The following is a 23,934-nucleotide window of genomic DNA, read 5'->3' as shown; positions in this document are numbered from 1 at the left end:
TACATACAGGCTGTCGGTATGTTCCTTCGTGTGGAAGCCTCACCTCCCCTCGAAGTCATCGATCTCCCCCAGGGCCAGGTCTCCTACCGCGCGGCCGGGCCACAGGCATCGGACCGGCCGCCGGTGGTCTTCCTGCACGGCCTCCTCGTCGACGGCCGGCTATGGGCCGCCGTGGCCGACCTGCTCGCCCAGCACGGCGTGCGCAGCTACGCGCCGGCCCTGCCCCTCGGCGCCCATCCGGCGCCGATGCGTCCCGACGCCGACCTCACCCCACGCGGCGTCGCCCGCCTCGCGCTCGACCTGATCGCGGCCCTCGACCTGCGGGACGTCACCCTCGTCGGCAACGACACCGGCGGCGCGATAGCCCAGTTCGTCCTCGACACCGACCCGGCCCCCATCGGCCGCGTCGTGCTCACCAACTGCGACGCCTTCGACGCCTTTCCCCCGCCGCCCCTCGTGCCGCTGATCCGCGCCCTTCGCCACCCGGCGCTCGTCGCGGCGATGGCCCCCGGGCTCCGGTCGGCTCGGCTGCGGCACGGGCGGTTCGGTTTCGGCCCCCTGGCGAGCCAGCCCTTCGACCCCGAGCTGACCGGAAGCTGGGTCAGGCCGCTTGCCGACGGGAGGATCCGCCGCGACCTGGCCAAGGTGGCCCGCGGCATCGATCCGAACGACCTGCTCGACGTCTCGACCCGGCTCAAGCAGACAGCCGGCCCGGTGCGCGTCCTCTGGGGCGACGACGACGGTTACTTCCCCGTCGACCTCGGTCGGCGCCTGGCCGGTGCCTTCGCCGACGCGACCTTCGAGACCGTCGCGGGCGGCCGGACGTTCCTCCCCCTCGACCACCCCGACCGAGTAGCCGCCGCCATCCTCGCCACGACCTGAGACGAGGCCGGCGATCACGTCGCCCACCTCGTCGCGGGGCCGGCGGCGTTCAGGAATCCCTGGGCGCCCGCGGCCGAGCTGTCGGCGGAGAACCGGCAGGTGACCCCATCTCCGGACGCCCGCCTGGCCGGATCCGGCGCCGGGTCACACCGGTAGGCCGGCCTCCAGGTGGCCGAGTGCCTGGTCGACGAGGTCGGGCAGGTCCGCGTCGGAGTTCTCGGCCAGGGCCGGCAGGGTCGCGAGCATGGCACCGATCGCGCTGCCGGCGACGGTGCGCACGGCGAGGTCATCCCTCGGGCGGCCCACCCGGTCGGCTATCGCGTCGGCGAGCAGGAGCATCGCCTGGGAGATCTGGTCGAGCATGGCGGCGCGTAGGGCGGGCTCGGCGACGATGAGCGAGGTGCGCTCCTGTACCGCCCGCCGCTGGTCCGGGGTGAGCAGGTCGAACTGCAGGCGGATCGCCGCCCGGATCGCCTGGATGGGCGTGAGCTCCGCGGGCTGGTTCTGGAAGGCCTCGATGATCAGGGGGTCGAGGTCGTCGTGCAGGACGACGTCCTCCTTCGTGCGGAAGTAGCGGAAGAACGTCGTCTCCGACACCTCGGCGGCGTCGATGATCTGTTCGACGGTGGTGGCCTGGTAGCCCTGCTCGTGGAACAGCCGCAGGGCGTGGGCCTGGATGGTGGCTCGTGTCCTGGCTTTCTTGCGTTCTCGCAGGCCGGGTGTGGCCGGGTCAGTGCGCGGCGGCATCGGCCGTCCCTTCCTCGATCGACTGGCCGGACTCCGTTCTACGGGATCGCCGGCCGGGAAGGAGGGCCAGGGCCGCGAACGCTCCGAGCGTGGCGATCGCGGCCGCCGCCAGGAACGCGGCGCTCATGCCGTCGACGAACGCCGTCCGGACCGCCTGTTCCAGTCCGGGCGCACCGGCTGCCCGCGCGGCGGCCGTGCCGTCGTAGAGGCTCCGGTGCGCGGGCGCGGCCACCGCCGTCGGCAACGCGGCGTCGCCGAGCCGGGCGTGGTAGGCCGCGACGAGGACGCTGCCGGTGATCGCCGTGCCGAGCGGGCCGCTCGTCTTGTTGAACGCCTGCACGACGGCGGACTCGGTGCCGCTGCGTTCAGCCGACAGCCCGGCCAGCGCCGCCGCGGTCGACGCGGACAGGGCCAGTCCTGTGCCCGCGCCGACCAGTGCCGTCCAGCCGGCCGTGAACGCGAGGCCGGAGGTGGGCGCGGAGGCGGCCCCCACGGCGAGGCCACCGGCCAGGAGCAGGAATCCCAGCGCTGTCACCGACCGCGCGGGGACCGCCGACGCGAGCCGGCCGGCGAGCCCGGCGCCGACGACCATGCCGGCGATGAGCGGGAGCAGGCGCAGGCCGCTGCCGAGGGTGCCGGTTCCCTGCACGCCCTGGAAGTACTGGGGCATCGTGAACAGCACGCCGATCATCGCCAGGCCCGCGACCGCGGCCAGCGCCGATCCCCACAGGAACGGGCCCGGCCGCAGGAGCCGTGGGTCGACCAGTGGCCGGCCGGTGGGCAGCCGGCCGAGCCGGTGCTCCCACCAGACGAACCCGGTCACCACTGCGGCTCCGACGGCCGTCGACAGCACCGCGTCCGGGCTGCCCCAGCCGCGCTCCCCGGCCCGCACCAGGCCATAGATCACCAGTGCCAGCCCGGACGCCGACGCCGCCGTGCCGACCGGGTCCAGCCCCGGCCGTTCCGTCGACCGAGACTCCGGGATCAGGATGAAGCCGATCACGGCGGCGAGCACGACGACCGGCACATTGAGCAGGAACACCCAGCCCCACCAGAACCGCGACAGCATCCAGCCGCCGAGGATCGGGCCGAGCGGCAGGGCAAGGAAGGTCACGGCCTGGTAGATCCCCACCGCCTTCGGACGTTCCTCCTCGTCGAACAGGACGACCAGGGCCGACAGCGCCATCACCGTGATGCCGGCGCCGGCCAGCCCCTGGAACAGCCGTCCCGCCAGGAACGCCCCGATCGATTCCGCGGTGGCGCAGAGGACGGACCCGAACGCGAACACGGCCAGGGACGCGAGCAGGACGCGGCGGCGGCCGAACCGGTCACCCGCCAGGCCGACGGGCAGCACGGCCGCCGCCAGTACGAGCAGGTAGCCGGCGGAGAACCAGACGAGGTCCGACTGCGACGCGCCCAGTGCCGTCGACAGCGTCGGCTGAGCCACCGACAGGACCGTCCCGTCCAGCCCGACGGCGAGCACGCTCAGGTTGACCGCTCCCAACGCCCACCACCGCCGCGTCCCCGGTCCACGCATGCGACAGCCTCCTCCTAATAAATGCTTCCTCCAAAAGAAGGTAACACCCATTTTTGGGAGGACGCCAAGCGAGCCGTCGCCGGGTCGAAAGGCCGCGCCAAGCGGGCCGCAAGGACGGCGGTTGCGGTCCCAAGTGGCGCGCAAGCGCCGGGCGACATGGTGGCGCATTCCACTTCGTGACCCCGCAGGTCACCGCCCCATCAGGGAGCCACCATGTCGACGCTCGCCTCCGACACCCCGTCCCTCGTCGTCGCGCTCGCCGCCCTCGCCGAGAAGATCAACGGCCAGGTCCTGCTGCCCGGCAGCGACGCCTACCTGGCGGCCGCGACCCCGTGGAACGTGGCGGTGCCGACAGCGCCGGTAGCCGTCGTCGCGGTCGCCGACCCCGCCGACGTCGCCACGGCGGTGCGCTTCGCGGACGCCCACGACCTCGACGTCGTGGTGCAGGCGACCGGGCACGGGGCTCTGGCCCAGACCCGCCCGAGCCTGCTGGTGCACACCGGCGCCCTGGACGAGGTCGCCATCGACCCGGTGCGGCGGCTGGCCCGGGTCGGCGCCGGGGTGCGCTGGCAGCAGGTGCTCGACGCCGCCGCCGTGCACGGCCTCGGCGCGCTCGCCGGCTCCGCCCCGCACGTGGGCGTCGTCGGCTACCTCACCGGCGGTGGCCTGTCGCCGGTCGCCCGTAGCTTCGGCTACGGCAGCGACCTGGTGACGGCGTTCGACGTCGTCACCGGCGACGGCGTGGCCCGCCGGGCCACCGCGACCGAGAACCCGGCGCTGTTCTGGGGACTGCGCGGCGGCAAGGGCGCGCTGGGCGTCGTCACCGCCGTGGAGTTCGAACTGCTGGACGTCCAGGAGATCTACGGCGGCTGCCTCTACTTCGACGGCGCGGACGCCGACCGGGTCATGTCGGCGTGGAAGACCTGGTCGGCGGCGCTGCCGGAGCAGGCGTCGACGTCGATCGCCGTGCTGCGGCTGCCGCCGATGCCGGCGGTGCCGGCCCCGCTCGCCGGCCGTTGCACCGTCGCGGTCCGGTTCGCCTGGGTCGGCGACCCGGCCGACGGTGAGCGGGTGATCGACCCGATCCGCGGCCTGGCACCGGTGATCTTCGGCGGTGTCGACGTCCTGCCGTTCCCCGCGCTCGGCATGATCCACGCCGATCCGGTCGACCCGATGCCGGTCCACGAGCAGGCGGTGCTGCTGCGCGAGCTGCCCGACACGGCGGTGCGCACCCTGCTCGCGCTGACCGGCCCCGCGGCCGACTGCCCCCAGGTCATCGTCGAGCTGCGGCTGCTCGGCGGGGCGCTCGCCCGCGAGCCCCGTCAGCCGAGCGCCGTCTGCCACCGCGACGCCGCCTACTCGCTGCTGACGATCGGCATCGCGGCGCCGCCGCTGGCCGCGGCGACGACCGGCCACGCCACCGAGGTGATGGCCGCGATGGAACCGTGGTCCGGCGGCCTCGGCGCGCCGAACTTCGGCGCGACCACCGACCCGGCGCTGGTCGCGCGCAAGTACGACGCGCCCGCCCTGTCCCGGCTCGCCACGCTGACCGCCAGCTACGACCCGAACGGCCGGATCGCGTCGGCACACCCGGTGCGCGCGGCCGCCGCCGCCCGCGCCCGCTCCTGACCACACACTCGCCGGTCCGCGCGAGCAGCCCAGGCACCGACCTGGGCTGCCAGCCACCGCCCTCGTGATCAAGGCCCACATCTGTGACTTCGCACAGACGATCACTGCCCATCGGAGCCCGCCCGCATCGCGGCCGACGATCGGCGTGCTGGACACTCGTTCGTGTGCTTGGGCGGGAGGCGTGACATGAGCGGCGTGACGACATCCGGGACGGGAAGCCCGGTTGGTTATCTGTGGATTCCGGCGGTCGACCTTTCCGCCGCCGCCGCGTTCTATCGGGATGTGTTCGGCTGGGAGGTCGACGAGCCTGGCCAGGGCACGGGCGCGGTCGGCTTCCGCGCGCCGGGCCTCATCGGCCAGCTCACCACCGACCTACCGGTCGGGCCCGGCGGGCCGTTGCTATGGCTCATGGCCGACGACCTCTACAAGGCGCTGCGCCTGGTCGAGCTGCGTGGCGGCCAGGTACTCGGGCGGCCGCGACGGCAGGGCGGCATCCGCTACCTCGTCCAGGTCAGCGATCCGGCCGGCAACAGGCTGGGCATCGCGGTGCCGGCCGGCCCGCCGCGGCCGCAGCCGCTGGTCGTCGCGCGCGACGTCGAGGCGTCCAGCCGCTGGTACCAGGAGCTGCTCGGGCTGCGCTCCGACCACGGCGGCAAGGACTACGAGCGGCTCGTCACCGCCGACGGCACCCTCGTCCTGCAGCTGCACCGCTGGGACGTCGAGCACGGCCACGGCCAGCTCGCCGACCCCGACCAGCCGATCGGCAACGGCGCGGTGCTGTGGTTCGGGGAGGTCGCCGACTTCGAGGGCGCCGTCGAGCGCGCCGGACGGCTCGGCGCGGCGGTGGTGCACCCGCCCATGCGCAACCCGCCCAGCGGCGAGGGCAACGGCCCGGCACACCGCGAGATCTGGCTGAAGGATCCCGACGGCTACACCGTCGTGATCGCCAGCCCGGACGGAGAGGACCACGAGCCAAGCTGAGCGCCCACGCCGCTCCCCGCACCGCCGGGCATCGCCCAGGCCCCGCATCGCGGCACCCGGGACTCCGTGCCCCCGCGCCGACAGGGCTCGCAATGCCAAAACCCCTGGTCAGCCTCGCTGGATCGGCCAGTGGCTGGTCGTCTATGCCGGCGAGTCCAATGCCCCGGACCAGCGCTTCAAGCGAATCGGCCTCTTCACGGACAGCGCCGCCGCCGGACCTCTGTCCTTCGTCAGCGCCAACAACGGCGTTCTCACGCTGACGGCGGACGCGACATCGCCAGGCGGAGCCCCTGACGGTAAGACAACGGTGACGTTCGACCTGTCGACCGACACATTCAGGTAGCCACGAGGCCGAGTGCCGCCGATGGACTTCTCCTTCTGATTGTCTGGCGGGAAACCCACGAGCAGCGCGCCGAGCCGCACCCAAGATCCCACCAGATCCTCGGCCTGTTCATGATCTGGTGAGATTCTCGGAGTCCCAGCTCCGAAAATCCCACCGGATCATTGACTGCCATCGACGGCCACCGCTGCCGGCAGGCTCCACCTGTGACTTGGCGACGACGACTACGACCTGCGGGTCTGCCTCCCATGGCCGCCCGGCCGAGCGAGCGTGCCGGTGATCTTTGACCACGCGGCTGCCAACGTACATAGAGCTGCACCCACCGGTGCTCGCTGTGCCTTTGCACCGCCAGGATGATCTCTTCATCCGGAACGGTGTCGAAGAACTTCTCGATGTCCAGGTCGATGACCCAGGACCGTTCCCAGCACCGCCTCTGGCACACCGCCACCGCCTCGAGCGCCGACCTGCCGGGGCAGTAGCCAGGACGTCGGCCCGCCGGGCACCGATCGGCCGCCCGTCGCCGAAGAAAATGATCACCCAGCTCGGCAAGCCGGTCGTTCGGCGAACGGCCCAGGTCGGGTCACGACCGTCGACGACCGAGGCACGCTTCGATCGATCTTGATCCCGAGTCGGTACTCCACCCTGGCCACGTACGAGGGCACCCCTGTCACAAACAGCCTTCCACGGCGACACATCGACCTACGATTGATCCCTATAGTCACCAACTGGTACCTCGGCGTTCTGCCGCCAGAGTCAGCAGTGCTCCGTTCGATGCTGGAGGCGCTCGTGCGGCCGAGCTGGGTCGAGCAGGTCACCACCGCCGCGCAGACCCTGGTACCGCCCGACCGCCGAGATCGGCCGCGACCGCGACCGCTTGCGCAGGCACGCCGCGTAGACGAGGGCGTGTACGCCGTATCGACGGCCCGGGGCCCGATCGGCGTCGATGCCATGATCGACCTGCACCTCGCACCCCGGGGAACGGACGCATCGGACCGGATGACGTACCGGGTGACCGCTGTAGAGGAAGGGCGAAGTGAACTGCGTGTGCGCGTCGCTCCGCACGCGCCGCACACCGGCCTGTGGCTGTGGGGAACCGCGAGGGCCGCGGGCTACCTCGAGCGCAACCTCGTCGAGTGCTGGAAGAATCTGGGCGACCCTGGACTCGCCAGCCAGATAGTCGACGGCATTCTCACTCCCGTACTGGCAACGGTGAACCAGGCCCCCGGACTGTCCAGCGACCAGGCGCGCGCCTACCACGCCTGTACGACCAACGGTGTACGGATGGTCTGGGGTCCTCCGGGCACGGGTAAGACAACCGTGCTCGCGAGAGCCATCGACGACCTGCTCACCCGAGGAAAGCGGGTGCTGCTGGTCTCCGCGACGAACATCGCCGTCGACAACGCACTACTCGGCGTCGTCCTCGCCCGCGACCCGCCGGCCGGAGAACTGGTCAGAGTGGGCCCGCCCGCCCTCGCCAGGATCGCTCAGGACGACCGGGTCTCACTCCCCCGCCTCGTGCAGGCACGCCTGCGGACACTGACGGGCCAGCTGGCGGAACTGGAGCAGAAGATCCGCCAGCTCGAGGGTGATCCCGCGCTGGCGCGACTTCAGGAGCTGGACGAACGCCTCGACGGCTTCGAGCTCGTGGCTCACCGCGCCGCCCAGGCCCGCGTCGAGCGGGACCGTGCCCTCGCGGCGCGCACAGACCAGCTGAGCGCCGCCGAGTCGCGGCTGCGTGCTGCCGAGGGCGCGCGCGACGAGCTGCACGCCGCCTGGGTGCGCGCCTGCGACGAGCTGGGAGCGATCAGCGCGGTGAGTGAACGGCTGGCCGAGGCCAGCCGCCTTCGCGCGGAGACGGCCCGGTTGGATGCCCACGCCGTCGCGGCGGCCGGCTCCCTCCGGGCCGTGGGAAGACGGCTGACGTCCCTACGCGAACGACGCGCGGCACTTCCGGGCGGCACGCCACGAGCCTGGCTGCGTAACCGAGCCGAACAGGCCCGCCTCGGCGCGGCCGTGGCCGAAGCCGAACGTTCGCTCGCCGCCGCGACGTGGGAGCACGACGAGGCCCGGCGGCTGGCCGACGAGCACCGTGCGCTGGCAACGCCCCTGGCCGCCGAGCATGAGTCGGCCGCCGCGCCGGTCACGGCCGGCGAGGTCACCCGGCGGCAGGGCGCCGTGGCCGATGCCCGGAAGGCCCTCAGGCGGGCACAGGCCTCCCTTGATGCGGCCTACCAGGAGGTCGAACGGCTTCGGGCGGTTCGTGCCCAGATTCTGGCGCGCGCCGGGGCGTCCGACCGGGATCGAGCCGTCATCGAGGCCGCCGAGCGCGCGGGGCTTCCCGCCCTGGCGGACGAACGCGCGGTGCTGTCGAAGACAGCCGCGTCTGTGCGGGACGAGCGCAGTGCGCTCGAACGACGCTACGAGCAGGTCCTGGAAGCGCTGGAGAAGTCCCGAACCGAGACAGAGCCCGCGATCATCAGAAAGGCACGCCTCGTCGCGGCGACCCTTACCCGGTTCCGGATCCACTCGGCCGTCTACGACGGCCCGTATGACGCCGTGTTCGTGGACGAGGCGGCGGCCGCGCTGCTCCCCGACCTTCTGCTCGCCGCGGCGAAGGCCCAGGAGACCGTCGTCCTGCTCGGTGACTTCCGCCAACTTGGCCCCGTCCGGCCGACCGTGGACGAATCCGCGCCGCATGCCCCCTGGCTCTTGCAGGACTGCTTCGCGCTGGTGGGCGTGACCGAACCCGCGACCGCGCTGGCCATGCCGGGTTGCGTGGCCCTGCGGACCACGCGCCGCTTCGGCCCGCAGCTGGTCGAGCTGGCCAACAGGATCGCCTACGACGGGGTGCTCGTCGCCGGTCGGCCCGCGCCGGCCTCGGCCGACGACGCCCAGATCGTCCTCGTCGATACCGACGGCCTTGACGGCCTCGGACTCGACGAGCTCGGGCGGGTGCGCCTGCCGGCCGGCCAGGCCGGGCGATGGTGGCTGGCGGGCAGCCTTCTCGCCCGTGCACTCGCCGAGCATCATCGCGAGCGCGGCGAGAGCTCCGGAATCATCACCCCTTACCGTGCGCAGGCCCTCGCCACCGTCGACTACCTCGACGATGTTGGCTCGCTGGGCGGCGACCCGCCCGTCGAAGCGGGAACAGCCCACACGTTCCAGGGCCGAGAGTTCGACGTCGCCATCGTCGATCTGGTCGAGGACGGCGGCGTTCCGGGCTGGGCGGCCCGGGCGTCGCTGCGCTCCGCGCGGCCGATGGACCGTGAGGGGGCGAAGCTTCTCAACGTCGCCATCACCCGTGCTCGGCATCGGGCCTACCTGCTGGTGAGCCGGCGCGCGGTCGCCGCCGCGTACGCCCGTTCCACGCTCGGCGCGGTCGGGCAGCTGGTCCGCGACGGCACGATCCACGTTGTCCGTGCCGTCGACCTCCTCGGGCTCCCCGACCCGGACGGGAAGGACGCCCCGCCCACGGACCCGCTGGTCGGTGAACTGTGGGAGGCGTTCCAGGGGCACGTCGTCGTGGAGAGGATCTACGACGAAGCCGGCTACGTCACGGCGGTGCGGGACGCGATCCAGGACGCCAACCACTCGGTGTGGATCTGGTCGCCGTGGTTCGGAGCCCGCCAGGACGCGCTGGTGCCCCTGCTCGCCCGGGCCCGGGACCGTGGCGTGACGGTCACGGCCTTCGTCGTCGACGAGAAGGACTGGGTGCACCGGCGCCAGCGCGCCAGCAGCCGACACCAGGACCGCCGGCTCGGCGAGCTTGCCGGCGCCGTGAGCCGTCTCGTCCGCCTCCGCCAGATGCACCAGAAGATCGTCATCGTCGACGACGAGACCGTCTTCGTCGGCAGCTACAACACGCTCTCCAGCACCGGCCGCCGCGAGATCATGATTCGCCACCGGGGACGGCGGTTCGCCGCGCAGGTCCTCCGCCACGAACGCGCGGCCCAGCTCGCCGAGCCACCCTCCTGCCCTAAAGAGGGCGCCGTCATGGACGGGGCCCGATCCGCGAGGGCGCAGGGCGACGGCTGGCACTGGGTGTGCCCCGCGTGCGGCACGCAGCAACAGCTCCCCCGGGATGACAACGCCACGAGGAGGACGCCGCGCGGTGGCGCAGGCTCCAGCGCCTGACGGCGGGCGAGAACGCTCCGGCGGCGGGCATCATGAGACGCGTGCCGTCCTACCGCCTGTTCGGCCCGGTCGAGGTGGTCCGCGACGGGCGGCCGGTCGCGCTGGGCGGGCCCAAGCAGCGCGCCGTGCTTGCGGCGCTGCTGCTCGACGCGGGCCGGGTCGTCTCCGTCGACCGCCTGGCCGACGCCGTCTGGGGCGACGAACACCCGCCGAGCATGCTGTCCAGCCTGCACGCCCATATCTCCAACCTGCGCCGGCTGCTGCGGGACGACGAGCGGGCGACGTCGCCGATCGTGCGCCGCAACCCCGGCTATGTCGCGGACGTCGCCGCCGACGAGATCGACCTGCGGCTGTTCGAGCGGGAATGCGACCGGGCGCGCGCCGCGGCCGAGACCGGTGACTGGCCGGCGACCGTCGAGGCCACCGAGCGCGCCGCGGCGCTGCGGCGGGGACCGTTGCTCGCCGAGTTCGCCGACGAGCCGTGGGTGCTGGCGGCGGCGGCGTCCGTGGAGGAGCGGTGGGCGCAGTGCGAGCAGCACGCGATCACGGGCCTCCTCGGCGTCGGGCGGGTCACCGCCGCCGTCTCGCGGTCCCGTGAGCTGCTGCTCGCCACGCCGCTCGCCGAGCAGGCCTGCTGGCTGCGCATGGTCGCCCTCTATCGAGCGGGACGGGCCGCGGAGGCGCTCGACGTGTTCCGCGAGCAGGCCCGGCGGATGGACGAGGAGCTGGGCCTGGACGTCGGCCCGGCGCTGCGCGACCTGCAGGGCGCGATCCTGCGCCAGGATGGCGAGCTCGACGCGTGGCCCGCGACCCCGGTCTCGTCGGATCCGACCAGCCGCGCCGGCACCGCCGGTGTCGCCGGTGTCGGGCTGGCCGTCGCCACCAGCGGCATCGCTCCTGGCGCGGCCGGCGCCACCAACGCCGGCGCCACCAGTGCCCACGCCGACGCGACCGGCGGCACCATGACGGACCGGGCGCGGCCGCCATCGGTCGACGACGACCTGGTCGGCCGGGCCCGGGAGGTGGCGGCGCTGGAGTCCGCGCTCGCCGAGGCGATCGCCGGCCCCGGCCGCTGGATGGTCCTGACCGGCCCGGCCGGAATCGGCAAGAGCCGGCTCGCCGAGGAGGCCGCGGGCAGCTGGCAGCGGGCCGGCGGGGTCGTCTCGCGCACCGGATGCCCCGACGACGTGGTGCCGCCATGGTGGCCCCTGCGCCAGCTGCTGCGTGACCTTGGCGCCGATCCGGACGACCTGCTGACCCCGCCGGCCGGCGTCGACGCCGACGCGGCCCGGTTCGTCGTCTACGACCGGGTGGCCGACGCGCTGGCCGACGCCGCCGCGGCCCGGCCGTTGCTGGTCGTGGCCGAGGACGTGCACTGGGCGGATCCGGCGTCGCTGCGGCTGCTCACCCATCTCGCGGGCGCGGCGGCGTTCCCCGGCCTCGCCGTCGTCGCCACCGCCCGGGACGTCTCCGGGAACCCCGAGCTCGCCCGGCTGCTCGCCGCCGTGTCCCGCCGGCACGGCTCCCGGCGCCTCGCCGTCCCGCCGCTCACCGAAGCCGAGGTGACCGAGCTCGCCGGCCGGGTCAGCGGGCAGGCCCTCGACGCCGCCGAGGCGGCCCAGCTCACCGACCGGACCGGCGGCAACCCGTTCTTCGTCTGCGAGTACGCCCGGCTGCCCGCCGAGGAACGGGCCAGCGGCCAGGTGCCGGTGGCCGTGCGCTCGGTGCTCGGCCAGCGGCTCGCCGGGCTCGACCTGGCCGTCATGCAGGTGCTGCGGGCCGCCGCGGTCATCGGCGACACCCTCGACATCGACCTGCTCGGACGGGTCACCCGGCTCGACCGCGACGAGCTCGCAGACCTGCTGGACGAGGCCGCGGACGAGCATGTCATCGTTCAGGCCGCCGGCACCGGGCGGTACATGTTCGCGCACGCCCTGCTGCGGGACGAGGTCGTGGCCGGCATCTCCGGCCTGCGCCGCCAGCGGCTGCACCTGCGGGTCGCCGAGGCGCTCGGCCCGGCCGGGGGCGGCGAGGCGCTCTCCCGGCGGGCGGCGCATCTCGTCGCGGCCTGGCCGCTCGCCGACGCCGCCGACGTGTTCGACGCCTGCCGGGCGGCGGCGCTCGACGCGGAGCGCCGGTGGTACTCCGAGGCGGCGGCGCACTGGTGGGGACAGGCGCTCGACGCGCTCGACCAGACCACCGGCGGTCGCGGCAGTGGTTCCGGCGATGGTCCCGGCGTCGACCGGGACGAGGTCGTCGTCGCGCGGGTGGCGGCACTCGCCAGGGCCGGCCGCGGGCAGACCCTGCTCGACGTGGTCGACGCGGGCCTGCTCGACGCGGTGCGCCGCGGGCGGCTGGACTCGGCGGGCAGGCTCGCCGCCGCCCTGCTGCGCACCAGCGGCTCATGGCCGTGGCCCGCCTACGGCGACGACCCGGCGCCGCTGCTGGCCCGCCTCGCCGGCCTGGAGACGCTGGTCACCGCCGACCCGGTCGCCCGCGTCCGGGTGCTGGCCGCGCTCGCGGTCGGAAGCTGCTACGACCCGGACGGCTCGGTGCCCGACCTGCTCAGCCAGCGGGCGATCGACCTCGCCGAGCAGACCGGTGACGACGAGGCCCTGGCCGACGCCCTGCTCGGCCGGGCGCTGGCGTTCTCCGGAATCGCCGAGCGGGCCGCCGAATCCCTCGACCTGCTCGACCGGCTCGCCGCGGTGCCGCACGCCAGCGCCCAGCTCGATGAGGTGATCGCGCACGGCCTGCGATACCTGGCGAAGACGGCACTCGGGGACCCGACGGCGGCCGACCACGTGCGGCTCGGCGCCGTCGGCAGTGACCTGCTGCGGCTGCCGGCGAGCCGAGTGCAGTTCCGCTGGGCACAGGGCTCTCTCGCGCTGTGGCGCGACGACGACCTGACCGCCGCGGAGGCGACCTACCGGCACGCCTCCGAGCTGCACCGCGAGACGGAGCTGTACCAGAGCGGCGCCTACCAGGCTGCCCTGCTGACCCTGCGCTGGGAACAGGGCCGGCCGCACGAGCCGGACGAGACGTTGCCGGTCGACATGTCCGCCCCGTGGACCGCGGCGCTGGCCGCGATCACCCAGGGCGGTCCCGGCACAGACGAGCTGGTAGCGGCCGAGATCGCCCGGTTCGAGCCGGTCACCTGGACCACCCACGGCCGGCTGACCATGCTCGCGCATGCGGTGGCCGACCGCGGCCTGCGGGAGCAGGTGGAGATCCTGTCGGCCCGGCTGGCCCCCGTCGCGCACTGCGCCGCCAACATCGGGCAGTGCGGCATGGTGGGCCCCGTCGCCCTCGGCCTCGCGCGGCTCGCCGCCCTGGCCGACGACCTGCCGGCGGCGCGGGCCCACCTGCGCACCGCCGCGGAGCTCGCCGCCCGTACCCACGGCATCGGCTCGCTGCTGCGCTGCCGGCTGTTCGCCGCCCAGCTCGCGGCGCGGGCCGGCGGGCCGGTCGACGACGCGGAGCTGCGCGACGTGGCAGAACGCGCGGACCGGCGCGGCATGGCCGGTGTCGCCCGGGACGCACGGGCGCTGCTCACCGAGCTCGCCACCGCGCCCTGACCACACCACGCCCTCACCACACCACGCCCTCACCACACCGCGCCCTGACCGCACCGCGCACCGGGCGCCGCCGCGCGCTGGCCGCGCCGCGGCTAGCCGCGCCGCGCGCTGGCCGCGGCTATTAGTGGTGGTGTTCTGGTTCCTGGTGCGCGGCCCGCTGGCGTTCGCCCCCCTGGCTTGCCACCTTGGCCCGCCGCTGCCGCCACTTCCGCTGCGCCTTCTCCTTCTTCAGCGCGGGGTCGTACTTCGTGCCGGTCAGCGGGCCGTTCTCGCCGAGCTCGGCCGGGCCCATGGCCTTGATCAGCATGGCGCGGAAGAAGTTGACGTGCCGGTAGCCCTTTTCGTCGGTGTCGCGCGTCTCGTCGGTGTCGCTCGTCGCCACGTCCCTCTCCTCACCTGGTCGCCCGGCACCCAGCTCGCGTGCCTGTCTGACGCAGATCGCCCGCGGACGGGGGCGGTAAACCTCGCCGGCGCGGCGCCCGCCCGTGACCTGACGGACACCGGTGAGCAGGCGGGAACCGAACCACGAGGTGGCCGAAATTCGTTCGCGCGGCCAAAATCCCGCCGATACGGTTCCTGGGTGCTTGATGAGGATGGCTACTTTCCGGAGGCGGTCGCGGCCCGGTACGACGCCACGGAGGCATCTCGGTTCGCGCCGGAGGACGTCGATCCTGCCGTAGACGTCCTGGCCGAGCTTGCCGGCGATGGCCGCGCGTTGGAGTTCGGCGTCGGTACCGGACGCCTCGCCCTCCCCCTCGCCCGCCGGGGCGTACCGGTGCACGGCATCGACCTCTCCCGGGCGATGGTGGCCCAGTTGCGGGCGAAACCGGCCGGAGACACGGTCGACGTGACGATCGGCGACTTCGCGACGACGACCGTCGAGGGCTCGTTCACCGTCGCCTACCTGGTCTTCAACACGATCAAGAACGTGACGACGCAGGATGGCCAGGTCGAGGTCTTCCGCAACGCCGCCGCGCACCTCGAGCCGGGCGGCTGCTTCGTCGTCGAGGTCAACGTGCCAGCGCTGCGCAGCCTGCCGCCCGGGCAGAACGTCCTGCCGTGTGACGTCGGCTCGCAGAGCTGGTCCTACGACGTGTTCGACGTCGCCACCCAGCGGATGAGCTCCAACTACGTCGAGATCGTCGACGGCCGCGGCACGGTCCGCTCGATCCCGTTCCGCTACGTCTGGCCGGCGGAGCTCGACCTGATGGCCAGGCTTGCGGGGCTCCGTCTGCGCGATCGCTGGTCCACCTGGTCTGGAGCCCCCTTCACCAGCGAAAGCCGCCAGCACATCTCGATCTGGCAGAAGCCGACCGCGCCGTAGCCTCGCCCCCGGCCACGCTCGCCCGGGAGTACGCGACTGATTGATCACCGCTGTGTGCCGCCGTGGTCGCGACCTGATGGGGTCAGTCGCGGCAGGGTCAACGACAAATCCTGCCCATCCGCGCATATGAACGGGGCTGCCGCGCGATCGGCGCACGCTAGGATCCCTCGTGATCGTTCGCCGCCCGGTCGGCGGGAATGGCGAATTCGACGTCTCGGCGGGAGTCAAGGGCCCGTCAACGGGGGCAGCCATGACCAAAGCGCCGACCGGTCGGCGGTTTCTTCTATGCGTCGGCGTCGAACGCTACGCCCACCTTCCACACGGTGAACTCCCCGCCGTCGGGCAGGACGTCGCGAGAGTGACCCGGCTGTTCACTGACCTCGGCTATGAGGTGCCTCTGCCTGGCCTCGGGCAGTATTCGTCCGCGTCCCACGTGAAGGAGGTGCTGAGCCACTGGTGCCGGGACGCCGCGCTGGGCCCGGAAGACCTGGTCACCCTTTACTACGGCGGCCACGGCGTGACGGTCGACGGCGACCGGCACTACCTGCTGTGCTGGGACAGCCGGTCGGATGACCTCGCGGCGAGCGCGCTCGCCACCGAGGACCTGGTGCGGATCCTCACCGGCGGCCAGCTCGGCAACGTCCTCCTTCTGCTCGACGCCTGTTACGCAGGCGCTGGTGCCGCGGACGGCGCTACCCTCGCGCTCCAGTCCCTGAGCCGCCGGCTTTCCACGTCGAACGCGAGCACCGGAATGTGGTTCCTGTCGTCGGCCCGAGCCGCGGACCAGGCGGTAGACGGCGCGTTCGGTGCATTGCTGCCTCGCGCCGTCGACGCGGCGGCTGTGCGCGCCGGCCAGCGGCAGCGTTTCATCGACCTGGCCGAGCTGGTCGACACGATCAACACGCTGTTCCGCGAGCACGGCCTGGACCAACGGACGGAACTGGCGGCCGGGCTGGTAACCGGCCTTGCTCCGTTTCTACCGAACACCGGCTACCAGGAGACACTTCCGCCAGTTGGCACGGATCTCGAGACCCAACTGCTCGCCGCGAAGCGCGACCTCGTCGACCACTTCGGCCCACGCTCCCGCGGCGTCGAGTACGAATCCGAACGAGGACTGTACTTCCGAGGCCGCGAGAAATTGCTGCGCGAACTGGTCTCCTGGCTGACCGACGAGCAATCGGATGGCAAGGGACGCATCGTTACGGGCAATCCCGGATCGGGCAAGTCCGCAGTGCTCGGACGCGTCGTCGCAATGTCGGACCCGGTGTACCGGCGTTCGCTCGATCTCGACGACGTCGATCCCGAGCTGACGTTGCCGGCCGGCGTGGTCGACGTCGCCGTCCATGCCCGGCACAAGCGGCTCGAGGAGGTGGTGCAGCAGATCGGCACCCAACTGGGCGCGCCCGCCGACGGCACCAGCCGGCTGCTGCAGGAGGTGAGCCGGCGGGCACGCGAAGGGTGTGTCGTGGTCGTCGTCGACGCGCTCGACGAGGCAGGCTCCGGCACGTACTCCGACACCGCCGCGCGCAGAGAGCCCAGGCGCATCGCACGCGAGCTGCTGCGACCTCTGTCGGAGATTCCCGGCGTGCGGCTACTCGTCGGCACCCGACGTGACCTGCTAGGCGCGCTCGGGCCCACATTGCGAACGCTCGACATCGACAGGTCCGGATACCTGGGGGCGGACGACATCGCCGGTTACGTCCGGGCGGTGCTGCTCTCCGAGGACCAACCGGAGGTCTCGACGCCCTATCGCGGTCAGCGCGACCTCGCGGACGTCGTCGGGCAGGCCGTGGCCCAGCGCGCGGACGGTGTGTTCCTCGTGGCCCGGATGACGTCCCGCAGTCTGCGCTCCGCGCCGGTGCCCATCGACGTCACGGACCCGGACTGGGCGGACCGGCTGCCGACGGAGATCGGCGAGGCCTTCGACGACTACCTGGCCCGGTTCGGGCCGGACGAGGAGCGGGTGCGCCGCATGCTCGCCCCGCTGGCCTTCGCCGAGGGGCACGGCCTGCCGCGAGGAATCCTGTGGGCGCAGCTGGCGACCGTGTTCGCCGGATCGGTCTGCACGGACGAGGACATCGGCGCGTTGCTGCGGGAGGCCGCCGCCTACATCGCCGAGGTCGTCGACCCCGCCGGCCGCTCGGTGTACCGGCTGTACCACCAAGCGCTCGCCGAACACCTGCGGTCGGATCCGCGGTTCCCGCAGCGGGACGCGCAACGGCGCATCTCACGGTCGCTGGTGAGCGGGGTGCCGCCCCGAGCTGGCAACTCGGATGGTGTGACGGCATCCGACGACCACGCGGCTCGCCGCGACTGGTGGCGGGCCAGCGCCTATGTCCGCGAGCACCTGCCGACCCACGCGGCCGCGGGTGGCGTACTTGACCAGCTCGTCGAGGACCCTGGATTTCTGCTCGCGGTCGACCAGGGCACGCTGCTGCGGGCCTTCTCCTCGGTCCAGTCGGCGGCGGGACGGGCTGCCCGCAAGGCCTATGAGCAAACTGCGAACCGGCTACGGGAGACCGCACCGCTGCCCGAGCGAGCCGCATACCTGCAGCTGTCCGCTCGCCGCTGCGGTGCCGACGAACTCGCCGGGCTCCTCGAGCGGCTAGACGTCGACCTCCCATGGTCGACGCTGTGGACCTGGTGGTCGCCAACCGGTGTTCATCGGCAGATTAGCGGCCACACCGAGCCCATCACCGCCGTCGTCCTGGGAGACCTAGACGGTCAGCCGATCGTGGTCTCTGGGGATGCTGGCGGCAACGTGCGTGTCTGGGATCTTCTCAGCCTGGAGCCGCTGGGAGGTTCCTTCAAGGCCGACGACCGGCGCATCACTGCGCTCGCTCTGGGTGAGCTGGATGAATATTCGGTACTTCTCGTGGGCGGGGCAGAGGGCTGTGTCCGCATTCTCGATCTCTCGACGCGGGAGGAGATCCGCCCGCCGCTACGTGGACACACGAATGGCGTCACGGCGATCGCCGTCGGGTCATCCGACGGCGAGGCGATTGTCGCCACCGGCAGCCGGGATGGCGCAGCGTTGGTTTGGCGGCTGCGCGACGGCGCCCGGCTAGGGCCGCCGATCGTGGGGCACCGTAGCGTAGTCCACGCGGTCGCGCTGGGTCGGCTCGACGGCGCCGACGTGCTGTTGACCGGCGGCGCCGACAACCAGGTCAGGGTATGGCGGGTCGGTTCGGGTGAGGCGATCGGCCGGCCCTTCATCGGCCATTCGAACAGTGTCAACCAGGTTGGCGTCGGTCTATTGCAGGGCAGGCCGATCGTCGTGACAGGCAGCTCCGACGGCACCTGGGGACGGTGGGACATCGCCAGCGGGCAACAGATCGGCGAGCCGGTCGGCGCCCACCGGCGAGGGATTAAAGGCCTCGCGCTCGGCTACCTTCGCGGTCGCGCGATCGTCGTGACTTGCGGTGACACGGCGCGCATCTGGGACCTGGAATCCGGCCAGCCAATTGGGCAGCCGCTCGTCGGCCATTCGGGACCGGTTTTTGCCGTAGCGGTGCGCGATGCCGGCAGCCGGCCAGTGGTGGTCACCGGCGGCGACGACCGTGTCGTACGGATCTGGGACATCGCGGCCGAACAACCTCCGGACGAACACACCCAGACCGTCAGCGCCCTGCAGACCGGGAGCGTCGCAGGCAGGCCGGTCGTCGTAACGGGAAGTCGGGACACGACCGCACTGGTCTGGGACCTCCTAACCGGAGAGCCCGTGACGGCACCGCTGCGCGGCCATCGCCAGGACGTGACCGCCTTGGCGCTCGGTTACGCCCGGGGAACTGACGTTCTCGCCACTGGCAGCCCCGACTGTGAGGTGCGCGTCTGGGACCTGGTGACCCAGCGCCAACTTGGTCCGACGCTGGTCGGGCACAGCAACAGCATCTCCGCCCTGACGTTCGCGCAGGTGGCCGGCGAACAGGTGCTCCTGACAGGCAGCGTCGACGGCACGGTGAGGGTGTGGGAAGTGGGCACCGGCAGGGCTGTCGTAGAGCCGTTGACCGGGCTGAACGCGGACCTGGATTTCCTCATGGTCGCGGAGGCCGATGGTGGCACGGTCGTCATTGCGTCTAGCGTTACCGGATCGAGCTACCTGTGGAAGCTCGCTGCGGAGATCTCAGGCCATGCTCTTCCGAAAATCCCCGAGCACAGTCGAGTTCTAGCGGACGCGTGCCATGGTGGTACACCGATCCTGCTACTGACTGACCGAGCCAACAACCTGACGCTGTGGGACGTGGTTACCGGCACACCTGCCAGTCAGACCGCGCCCGGACCGGGTAGTGTTCTTAGTGCCCGCCTCGTTCACCACGAAGGACGTGAACTTGCGATCCTCCGATGCTTCGACCGGGCCGTCGTCTGGGACATCGCCGATGGCCGACAGGTCGGACGTCCGCTGATCGACACTCTCTATGACCGCCGCACCTGGGTTACAGCGATTTCCTCCCAGGGCCAACTAATAGGCGTGGTGACCCGATCACAGGGCGACCAGGTGCAGCCGTGGGACGTCGAGAGCGGCAGACCCACGACTTATAGGATCGGCAGCGGAGATATGAGCGTATCCGGTCTGCAGGTGTCATCGTACGGAAACTCCCGGAGGTTGGTTGGCGCCTTCGGCACAGATGTCGTTCGAATCTGGGATCTGGAAAGCGGAAATACATACCTATCGCCAATTCTGGCCTACTACGCGACAGGTGTGCACTTCTTTCCCGACGACGATCCGGAGTCGATTTTCGTGGCCGACATCAATGGATGCTGGATTCACAACATGAGGCACGTATCTGATCCCCGAAAGATCTTAGGAAGATTTCAAGGGATAGTCCTACTGACAGCAGACGGCAAGCCTGCGCTCGCCACCGGAGACGACGACAACATCGTTGTACTCGATCAGATCTCTGGAGCTAGACTTCGGTCTTTGACAGGTCATTCTGGAAGGATCATGGAGCTGGCCGCAGCGGTGGTCCAAGAGCGGTGCCTGCTGGCGAGCGCCGCCGGCGACGCGACCGCGCGGATCTGGGACGTTGAGTCTGGCGAGGCGATCGCGACGTTCGCGGGCCACGGCGGGGAAGTCAACACGGTCGCGTTCGGCCGACTCGCCGAGGCGGACGTCGTCGTAACGGGCGATGACGACGGCGCGGTCCGCATCTGGAACCTGGCGACGCGGGAGCAGGTCGGCCATTGCATGACCACGCATGCAAGCTGGATCAGCGCCGTCCGCTGCGTCGCCGACGGCCCCAACCTGCTGTGCGCCACTGGCAGCAACGATGGTCTTGTCCGAGTATGGGATGTCTCGGATAAGAGGCTGCTCGCCGAGATCACGATGGCGACCGTAGTCCGGGATCTCGCCATTACCTCGGATCGCCGCCTTCTTGTTGCAACCAACTCCGGGCTGGCTGCCTTCCACGTTCGCCAATGACGTTCGCTGTCCCCTAGCATCGAGCTCGCTCGCGGCTATCGCCTAGCCGCACGGATGGGATACTAAGGTTGATCGGGTCGATGCAAGTTCGCCAGTGCCATCAGTCCGGTCACGCCGAGCAACATCCGGGAGACCATCGAGGGTAACACTCAAGGGTCGGCTCTGATTCGTCAAACTGGCGCCGCAGATGAGATGTTACCTGCCCCGTGCCTGGCACCAGCGCCGCGCCATGAACAGGACGCGGTTACAAGAGGGCATCGCGGTTCGACAGTACCGTCACTGACCGAGATTCTATCGATCTGGGACCTTCGCCGCCGCGGCGCCGGCTACGGTTGACCCAAAGAGGTGAGTAAACACATACTCCGAACTCATGTCGTCTGCAGAGATCAGCGCCTCGGAAGGGCTCGCGCCGTTACTGGTGCCTGCCGACTGGGCCGAGGTCACACCCGCCTGGTTCACGGCGGTCCTGGCCGAGAGCTGTCCGGGCGCCGTGGTCGAGGACGTCGTCCTGGTGGCGCGGGATGACGGCACCAACCGCCGGGCGCGGTTCGACCTCACCTACGCCGCGGGCTCCGGCCCGGACCGGGTCTTCCTGAAGGCCGAGGGCGTCCATCGGGCGGTGCACGCCCGCAACGGCAACCTCTTCAACGAGCCGGACCTGTTCGCCTCGGGCGTCCCGCTTCCCGTGGACCACCCACGCTCCTACAAGGTGATCATCGACCGCCCCGGGCTGGACTACCTCATCGTCATGGAGGACGTGACCAGGCGGGGTGGCGACCCACGGGACTCGACCCGCCCGATGACGGTGGATCAGGTCGCGAACGGCCTGCGCGGCCTGGCCAGGCTTCACAGCCGGTACTGGGAGTTCTCCGCGGCCACCGAGCCGGACCTCGCCTGGGTCCAGACCTGGGCACCGACCGAGGGTTTCCAGGCCGGGCTGCGGACCTACACGCCGAGAGGCCTCGAACGCGGCGGCGACCGCCTCCCGGGCGCCGTGACCGCGCACGACGGCGACGCCCACGTCGACATCTGGGCCCGCTACGTCGCCACGCTGGACCGCGAGCCAGTCACCCTCCTGCACGCCGACGCCCACATCGGCAACACATACGTGCTGCCGGGCGACGAGGTCGGCTTCCTCGACTGGCAGGTCGTGCGCCGCGGCGCCTGGCCGCAGGACGTCGGCTACTTCCTCGTCGGCTCACTCACCGTCGAGGACCGCCGCGCCGCCGAGACGGATCTGATCAAGGAGTACCTGACGGCGCTCGACGTGCCGGACGCGACCCGCCCCGCCTTCGACGACGCCTGGCTCCAGTACCGGGCGTCCGCCGCCTACGGGCTGACGATCTGGCTGTCGACCCTCGGCACCGACGGCTACCAGAGCCAGGAGATCTCCCTGAACCTCGCCGAGCGCTATGCCGCCGCCTACGTCGAACTGGAGTCCGAATCGGCGCTGGCCGCCCTCGAACGGTGACCTTGGTCGGGCCGCCGGGATCACGGGCTCGGAGGATCCGCGGCGAAGGGGCTTGTGGCCGGTCTGGAGGGTCGGCCAGGCGCCGGGGCGCGCCGGTTGACGGACCGATTGGCCCGGACGGAAGGTAGCCGGGGCGAACGATGCCAGTCATCGGGCCGAAGGCGCGGCCCGTCGGCGACGCGTTGTGGACGGGAGTACACGTGGTGGATGGCCGAGGCGGTGGCGACGCGGACGTCATCGTCGTCGGGGCGGGACTTGCCGGGCTGGTGGCGACGGCGGAGCTCGCGGACGCCGGGCGGCGGGTGATCCTCGTCGAGCAGGAGAACGAGGCGAACCTCGGCGGCCAGGCGTTCTGGTCGCTGGGTGGCCTGTTCTTCGTCAACTCTCCCGAACAGCGCAGGCTCGGCGTGCGCGACTCGTTCGAGCTCGCCTGGCAGGACTGGCTTGGCACCGCCGGCTTCGACCGGGAGCGTGAGGACCACTGGCCCCGGCAGTGGGCGCGGGCCTACGTCGAGTGGGCCGCCGGCGAGAAGCGCGCCTGGCTGCACGCGATGGGTGTCCGCTGGTTCCCGATCGTCGGCTGGGCGGAACGCGGCGGCTACGGCGGCGACGGGCCGGGAAACTCGGTGCCGCGCTTCCACCTCACCTGGGGCACCGGCCCGGGTGTGGTCGAGCCGTTCGCCCGCCGGGTGCGGGCCGCGGCGGACGCGGGGCTCGTGACGTTCCGCTTCCGCCACCAGGTCGACGAGCTGACGCTCACTGCCGGGCAGGTCGACGGCGTGCGCGGCACCGTCCTGGAACCGAGTGACACCCCCCGGGGCGTCGCGTCGTCCCGCACGGGTGTCGGTGAGTTCGAGCTGCACGCCCAGGCCGTGATCGTCACGTCCGGTGGCATCGGCGGCAACCAGGAACTGGTGCGCGCCAACTGGCCGGCGCGCCTCGGCGAGCCGCCGAAGCACATGGTCACCGGGGTGCCGGCGCACGTCGACGGCCGGATGCTCGCCATCAGCGAGGCCGCCGGCGGCAGCATCGTCAACCGCGACCGGATGTGGCACTACACCGAGGGCATCACGAACTGGGACCCGATCTGGCCGAACCACGGCATCCGGATTCTTCCCGGCCCGTCGTCGCTCTGGTTCGACGCGACTGGCGCCCTGCTGCCCCCGCCGCTGTTCCCGGGCTTCGACACGCTCGGCACGCTCGCGCACATCCAGCGCACCGGCCACGACCACACCTGGTTCATCCTCACCCAGAAGATCATCGAGAAGGAGTTCGCGCTCTCCGGCTCCGAGCAGAACCCCGACATCACCGGCAAGGACATCCGCCTTCTGCTGCGGCGCCGTTTCGGCGAGGGCGCCCCCGGCCCGGTCGAGGCGTTCAAGAAGCACGGCGTCGACTTCGTCGTCCGTGACGACCTGCGTTCACTCGTCGACGGCATGAACGCGCTTACTCCGACCCCGCTGCTGAGTTACGAGGACATCGAGCGCCAGGTCCTCGCCCGCGACCGCGAGATGGCGAACCCCTACACCAAGGACCTGCAGATCGCCGCCCTGCGCGGGGCCCGCCGCTACCGGGGCGACAAGCTCATCCGCGTCGCCACGCCCCACCGGATCCTCGACCCGAAGGCCGGCCCGCTGATCGGCGTCAAGCTGCACCTGCTGACCCGCAAGACCCTCGGCGGCCTGGAAACGGACCTCGACGGCCGGGTGATGCGCCCCGACGGCCTCGAGCCGCTACCCGGCCTGTACGCCGCCGGCGAGGTCGCCGGTTTCGGCGGCGGTGGCGTCCACGGTTACCGCGCCCTCGAGGGCACCTTCCTCGGCGGCTGCCTCTTCTCGGGCCGCGCGGCCGGCCGAGCCGCGGCCGCCGCCACCGGCGGGTGAGCTCTGCGC

13 protein-coding genes are annotated in these 23,934 nt (G+C 71.7%); 10 read left to right on the top strand and 3 right to left on the bottom strand.

From position 1 onward, the window contains the following. Positions 1 to 30: 30 nt before the first annotated feature. Positions 31 to 882, top strand: coding sequence for an alpha/beta fold hydrolase (locus tag FRCN3DRAFT_RS0216765; RefSeq protein ID WP_035928194.1), 852 nt, complete (start codon positions 31 to 33; stop codon positions 880 to 882). A 144-nt stretch (positions 883 to 1,026) separates the two neighbouring features. Here FRCN3DRAFT_RS0216765 and FRCN3DRAFT_RS0216760 read toward each other — a convergent pair whose 3' ends face one another. Next, the gene (locus FRCN3DRAFT_RS0216760; RefSeq protein WP_007511918.1) at positions 1,027 to 1,629 is read right to left on the bottom strand and encodes an acyl-CoA-like ligand-binding transcription factor; all 603 of its coding nucleotides are present in this window, start codon (positions 1,627 to 1,629) and stop codon (positions 1,027 to 1,029) included. Beyond that, entirely contained in the window at positions 1,613 to 3,166 is a 1,554-nt protein-coding gene (locus tag FRCN3DRAFT_RS0216755; protein ID WP_007511916.1) for a DHA2 family efflux MFS transporter permease subunit, read from the bottom strand. The genes FRCN3DRAFT_RS0216760 and FRCN3DRAFT_RS0216755 overlap by 17 nt, the downstream gene beginning before the upstream one ends. 213 nt (positions 3,167 to 3,379) lie before the next feature. Between FRCN3DRAFT_RS0216755 and FRCN3DRAFT_RS0216750 the strand changes: the two genes are divergently transcribed. The 5 genes from FRCN3DRAFT_RS0216750 (at position 3,380) to FRCN3DRAFT_RS0216730 (ending at position 13,828) form a co-directional block, all read left to right on the top strand. Next, positions 3,380 to 4,795 (top strand): FAD-binding oxidoreductase, encoded by a 1,416-nt coding sequence (locus FRCN3DRAFT_RS0216750; protein ID WP_007511914.1) that lies wholly within the window; start codon positions 3,380 to 3,382, stop codon positions 4,793 to 4,795. Between the two features lie 186 nt (positions 4,796 to 4,981). After that, a complete protein-coding gene (locus FRCN3DRAFT_RS51550; protein ID WP_007511913.1) occupies positions 4,982 to 5,776 on the top strand; it encodes a VOC family protein in 795 nt (264 codons plus the stop codon). 693 nt (positions 5,777 to 6,469) lie between these two features. After that, a complete protein-coding gene (locus FRCN3DRAFT_RS57125) occupies positions 6,470 to 6,595 on the top strand; it encodes a hypothetical protein (RefSeq protein WP_269799827.1) in 126 nt (41 codons plus the stop codon). A 280-nt stretch (positions 6,596 to 6,875) separates the two neighbouring features. Next, entirely contained in the window at positions 6,876 to 10,250 is a 3,375-nt protein-coding gene (locus FRCN3DRAFT_RS0216735) for an AAA domain-containing protein (RefSeq protein WP_027140666.1), read from the top strand. A gap of 32 nt (positions 10,251 to 10,282) precedes the next feature. After that, complete coding sequence (locus tag FRCN3DRAFT_RS0216730) at positions 10,283 to 13,828, top strand: ATP-binding protein (protein ID WP_007511908.1); 3,546 nt, start codon at positions 10,283 to 10,285, stop codon at positions 13,826 to 13,828. Positions 13,829 to 13,949: 121 nt separating this feature from the next. Here the strand turns inward: FRCN3DRAFT_RS0216730 and FRCN3DRAFT_RS0216725 are convergent, their stop codons facing one another. Further along, on the bottom strand, positions 13,950 to 14,210 hold the full coding sequence (locus FRCN3DRAFT_RS0216725) for a hypothetical protein (RefSeq protein ID WP_007511906.1): 261 nt from the start codon (positions 14,208 to 14,210) through the stop codon (positions 13,950 to 13,952). 198 nt (positions 14,211 to 14,408) lie between these two features. Here FRCN3DRAFT_RS0216725 and FRCN3DRAFT_RS0216720 point away from each other — a divergent pair, with 198 nt between their 5' ends. The 4 genes from FRCN3DRAFT_RS0216720 (at position 14,409) to FRCN3DRAFT_RS0216705 (ending at position 23,925) form a co-directional block, all read left to right on the top strand. Then, complete coding sequence (locus FRCN3DRAFT_RS0216720) at positions 14,409 to 15,152, top strand: class I SAM-dependent DNA methyltransferase (RefSeq protein WP_007511904.1); 744 nt, start codon at positions 14,409 to 14,411, stop codon at positions 15,150 to 15,152. A 169-nt stretch (positions 15,153 to 15,321) separates the two neighbouring features. Then, positions 15,322 to 20,571, top strand: coding sequence for a caspase family protein (locus tag FRCN3DRAFT_RS44805; RefSeq protein WP_007511903.1), 5,250 nt, complete (start codon positions 15,322 to 15,324; stop codon positions 20,569 to 20,571). 370 nt (positions 20,572 to 20,941) lie between these two features. Further along, positions 20,942 to 22,042, top strand: a complete 1,101-nt coding sequence (locus tag FRCN3DRAFT_RS0216710) for a phosphotransferase (RefSeq protein ID WP_007511902.1) — start codon at positions 20,942 to 20,944, stop codon at positions 22,040 to 22,042. Between the two features lie 140 nt (positions 22,043 to 22,182). Next, positions 22,183 to 23,925 carry an FAD-binding dehydrogenase gene (locus tag FRCN3DRAFT_RS0216705; RefSeq protein WP_007511901.1) on the top strand — a complete coding sequence of 581 codons (1,743 nt, stop codon included), beginning with the start codon at positions 22,183 to 22,185 and terminating at the stop codon, positions 23,923 to 23,925. The last annotated feature ends 9 nt before the right edge of the window (positions 23,926 to 23,934 follow it).

This window comes from Pseudofrankia saprophytica (genome assembly GCF_000235425.2).
GTDB lineage: Bacteria > Actinomycetota > Actinomycetes > Frankiales > Frankiaceae > Pseudofrankia > Pseudofrankia saprophytica.
The sequence above is the reverse complement of the archived record's forward strand: the minus strand, read 5'-3'. Positions and strand labels throughout refer to the sequence as shown.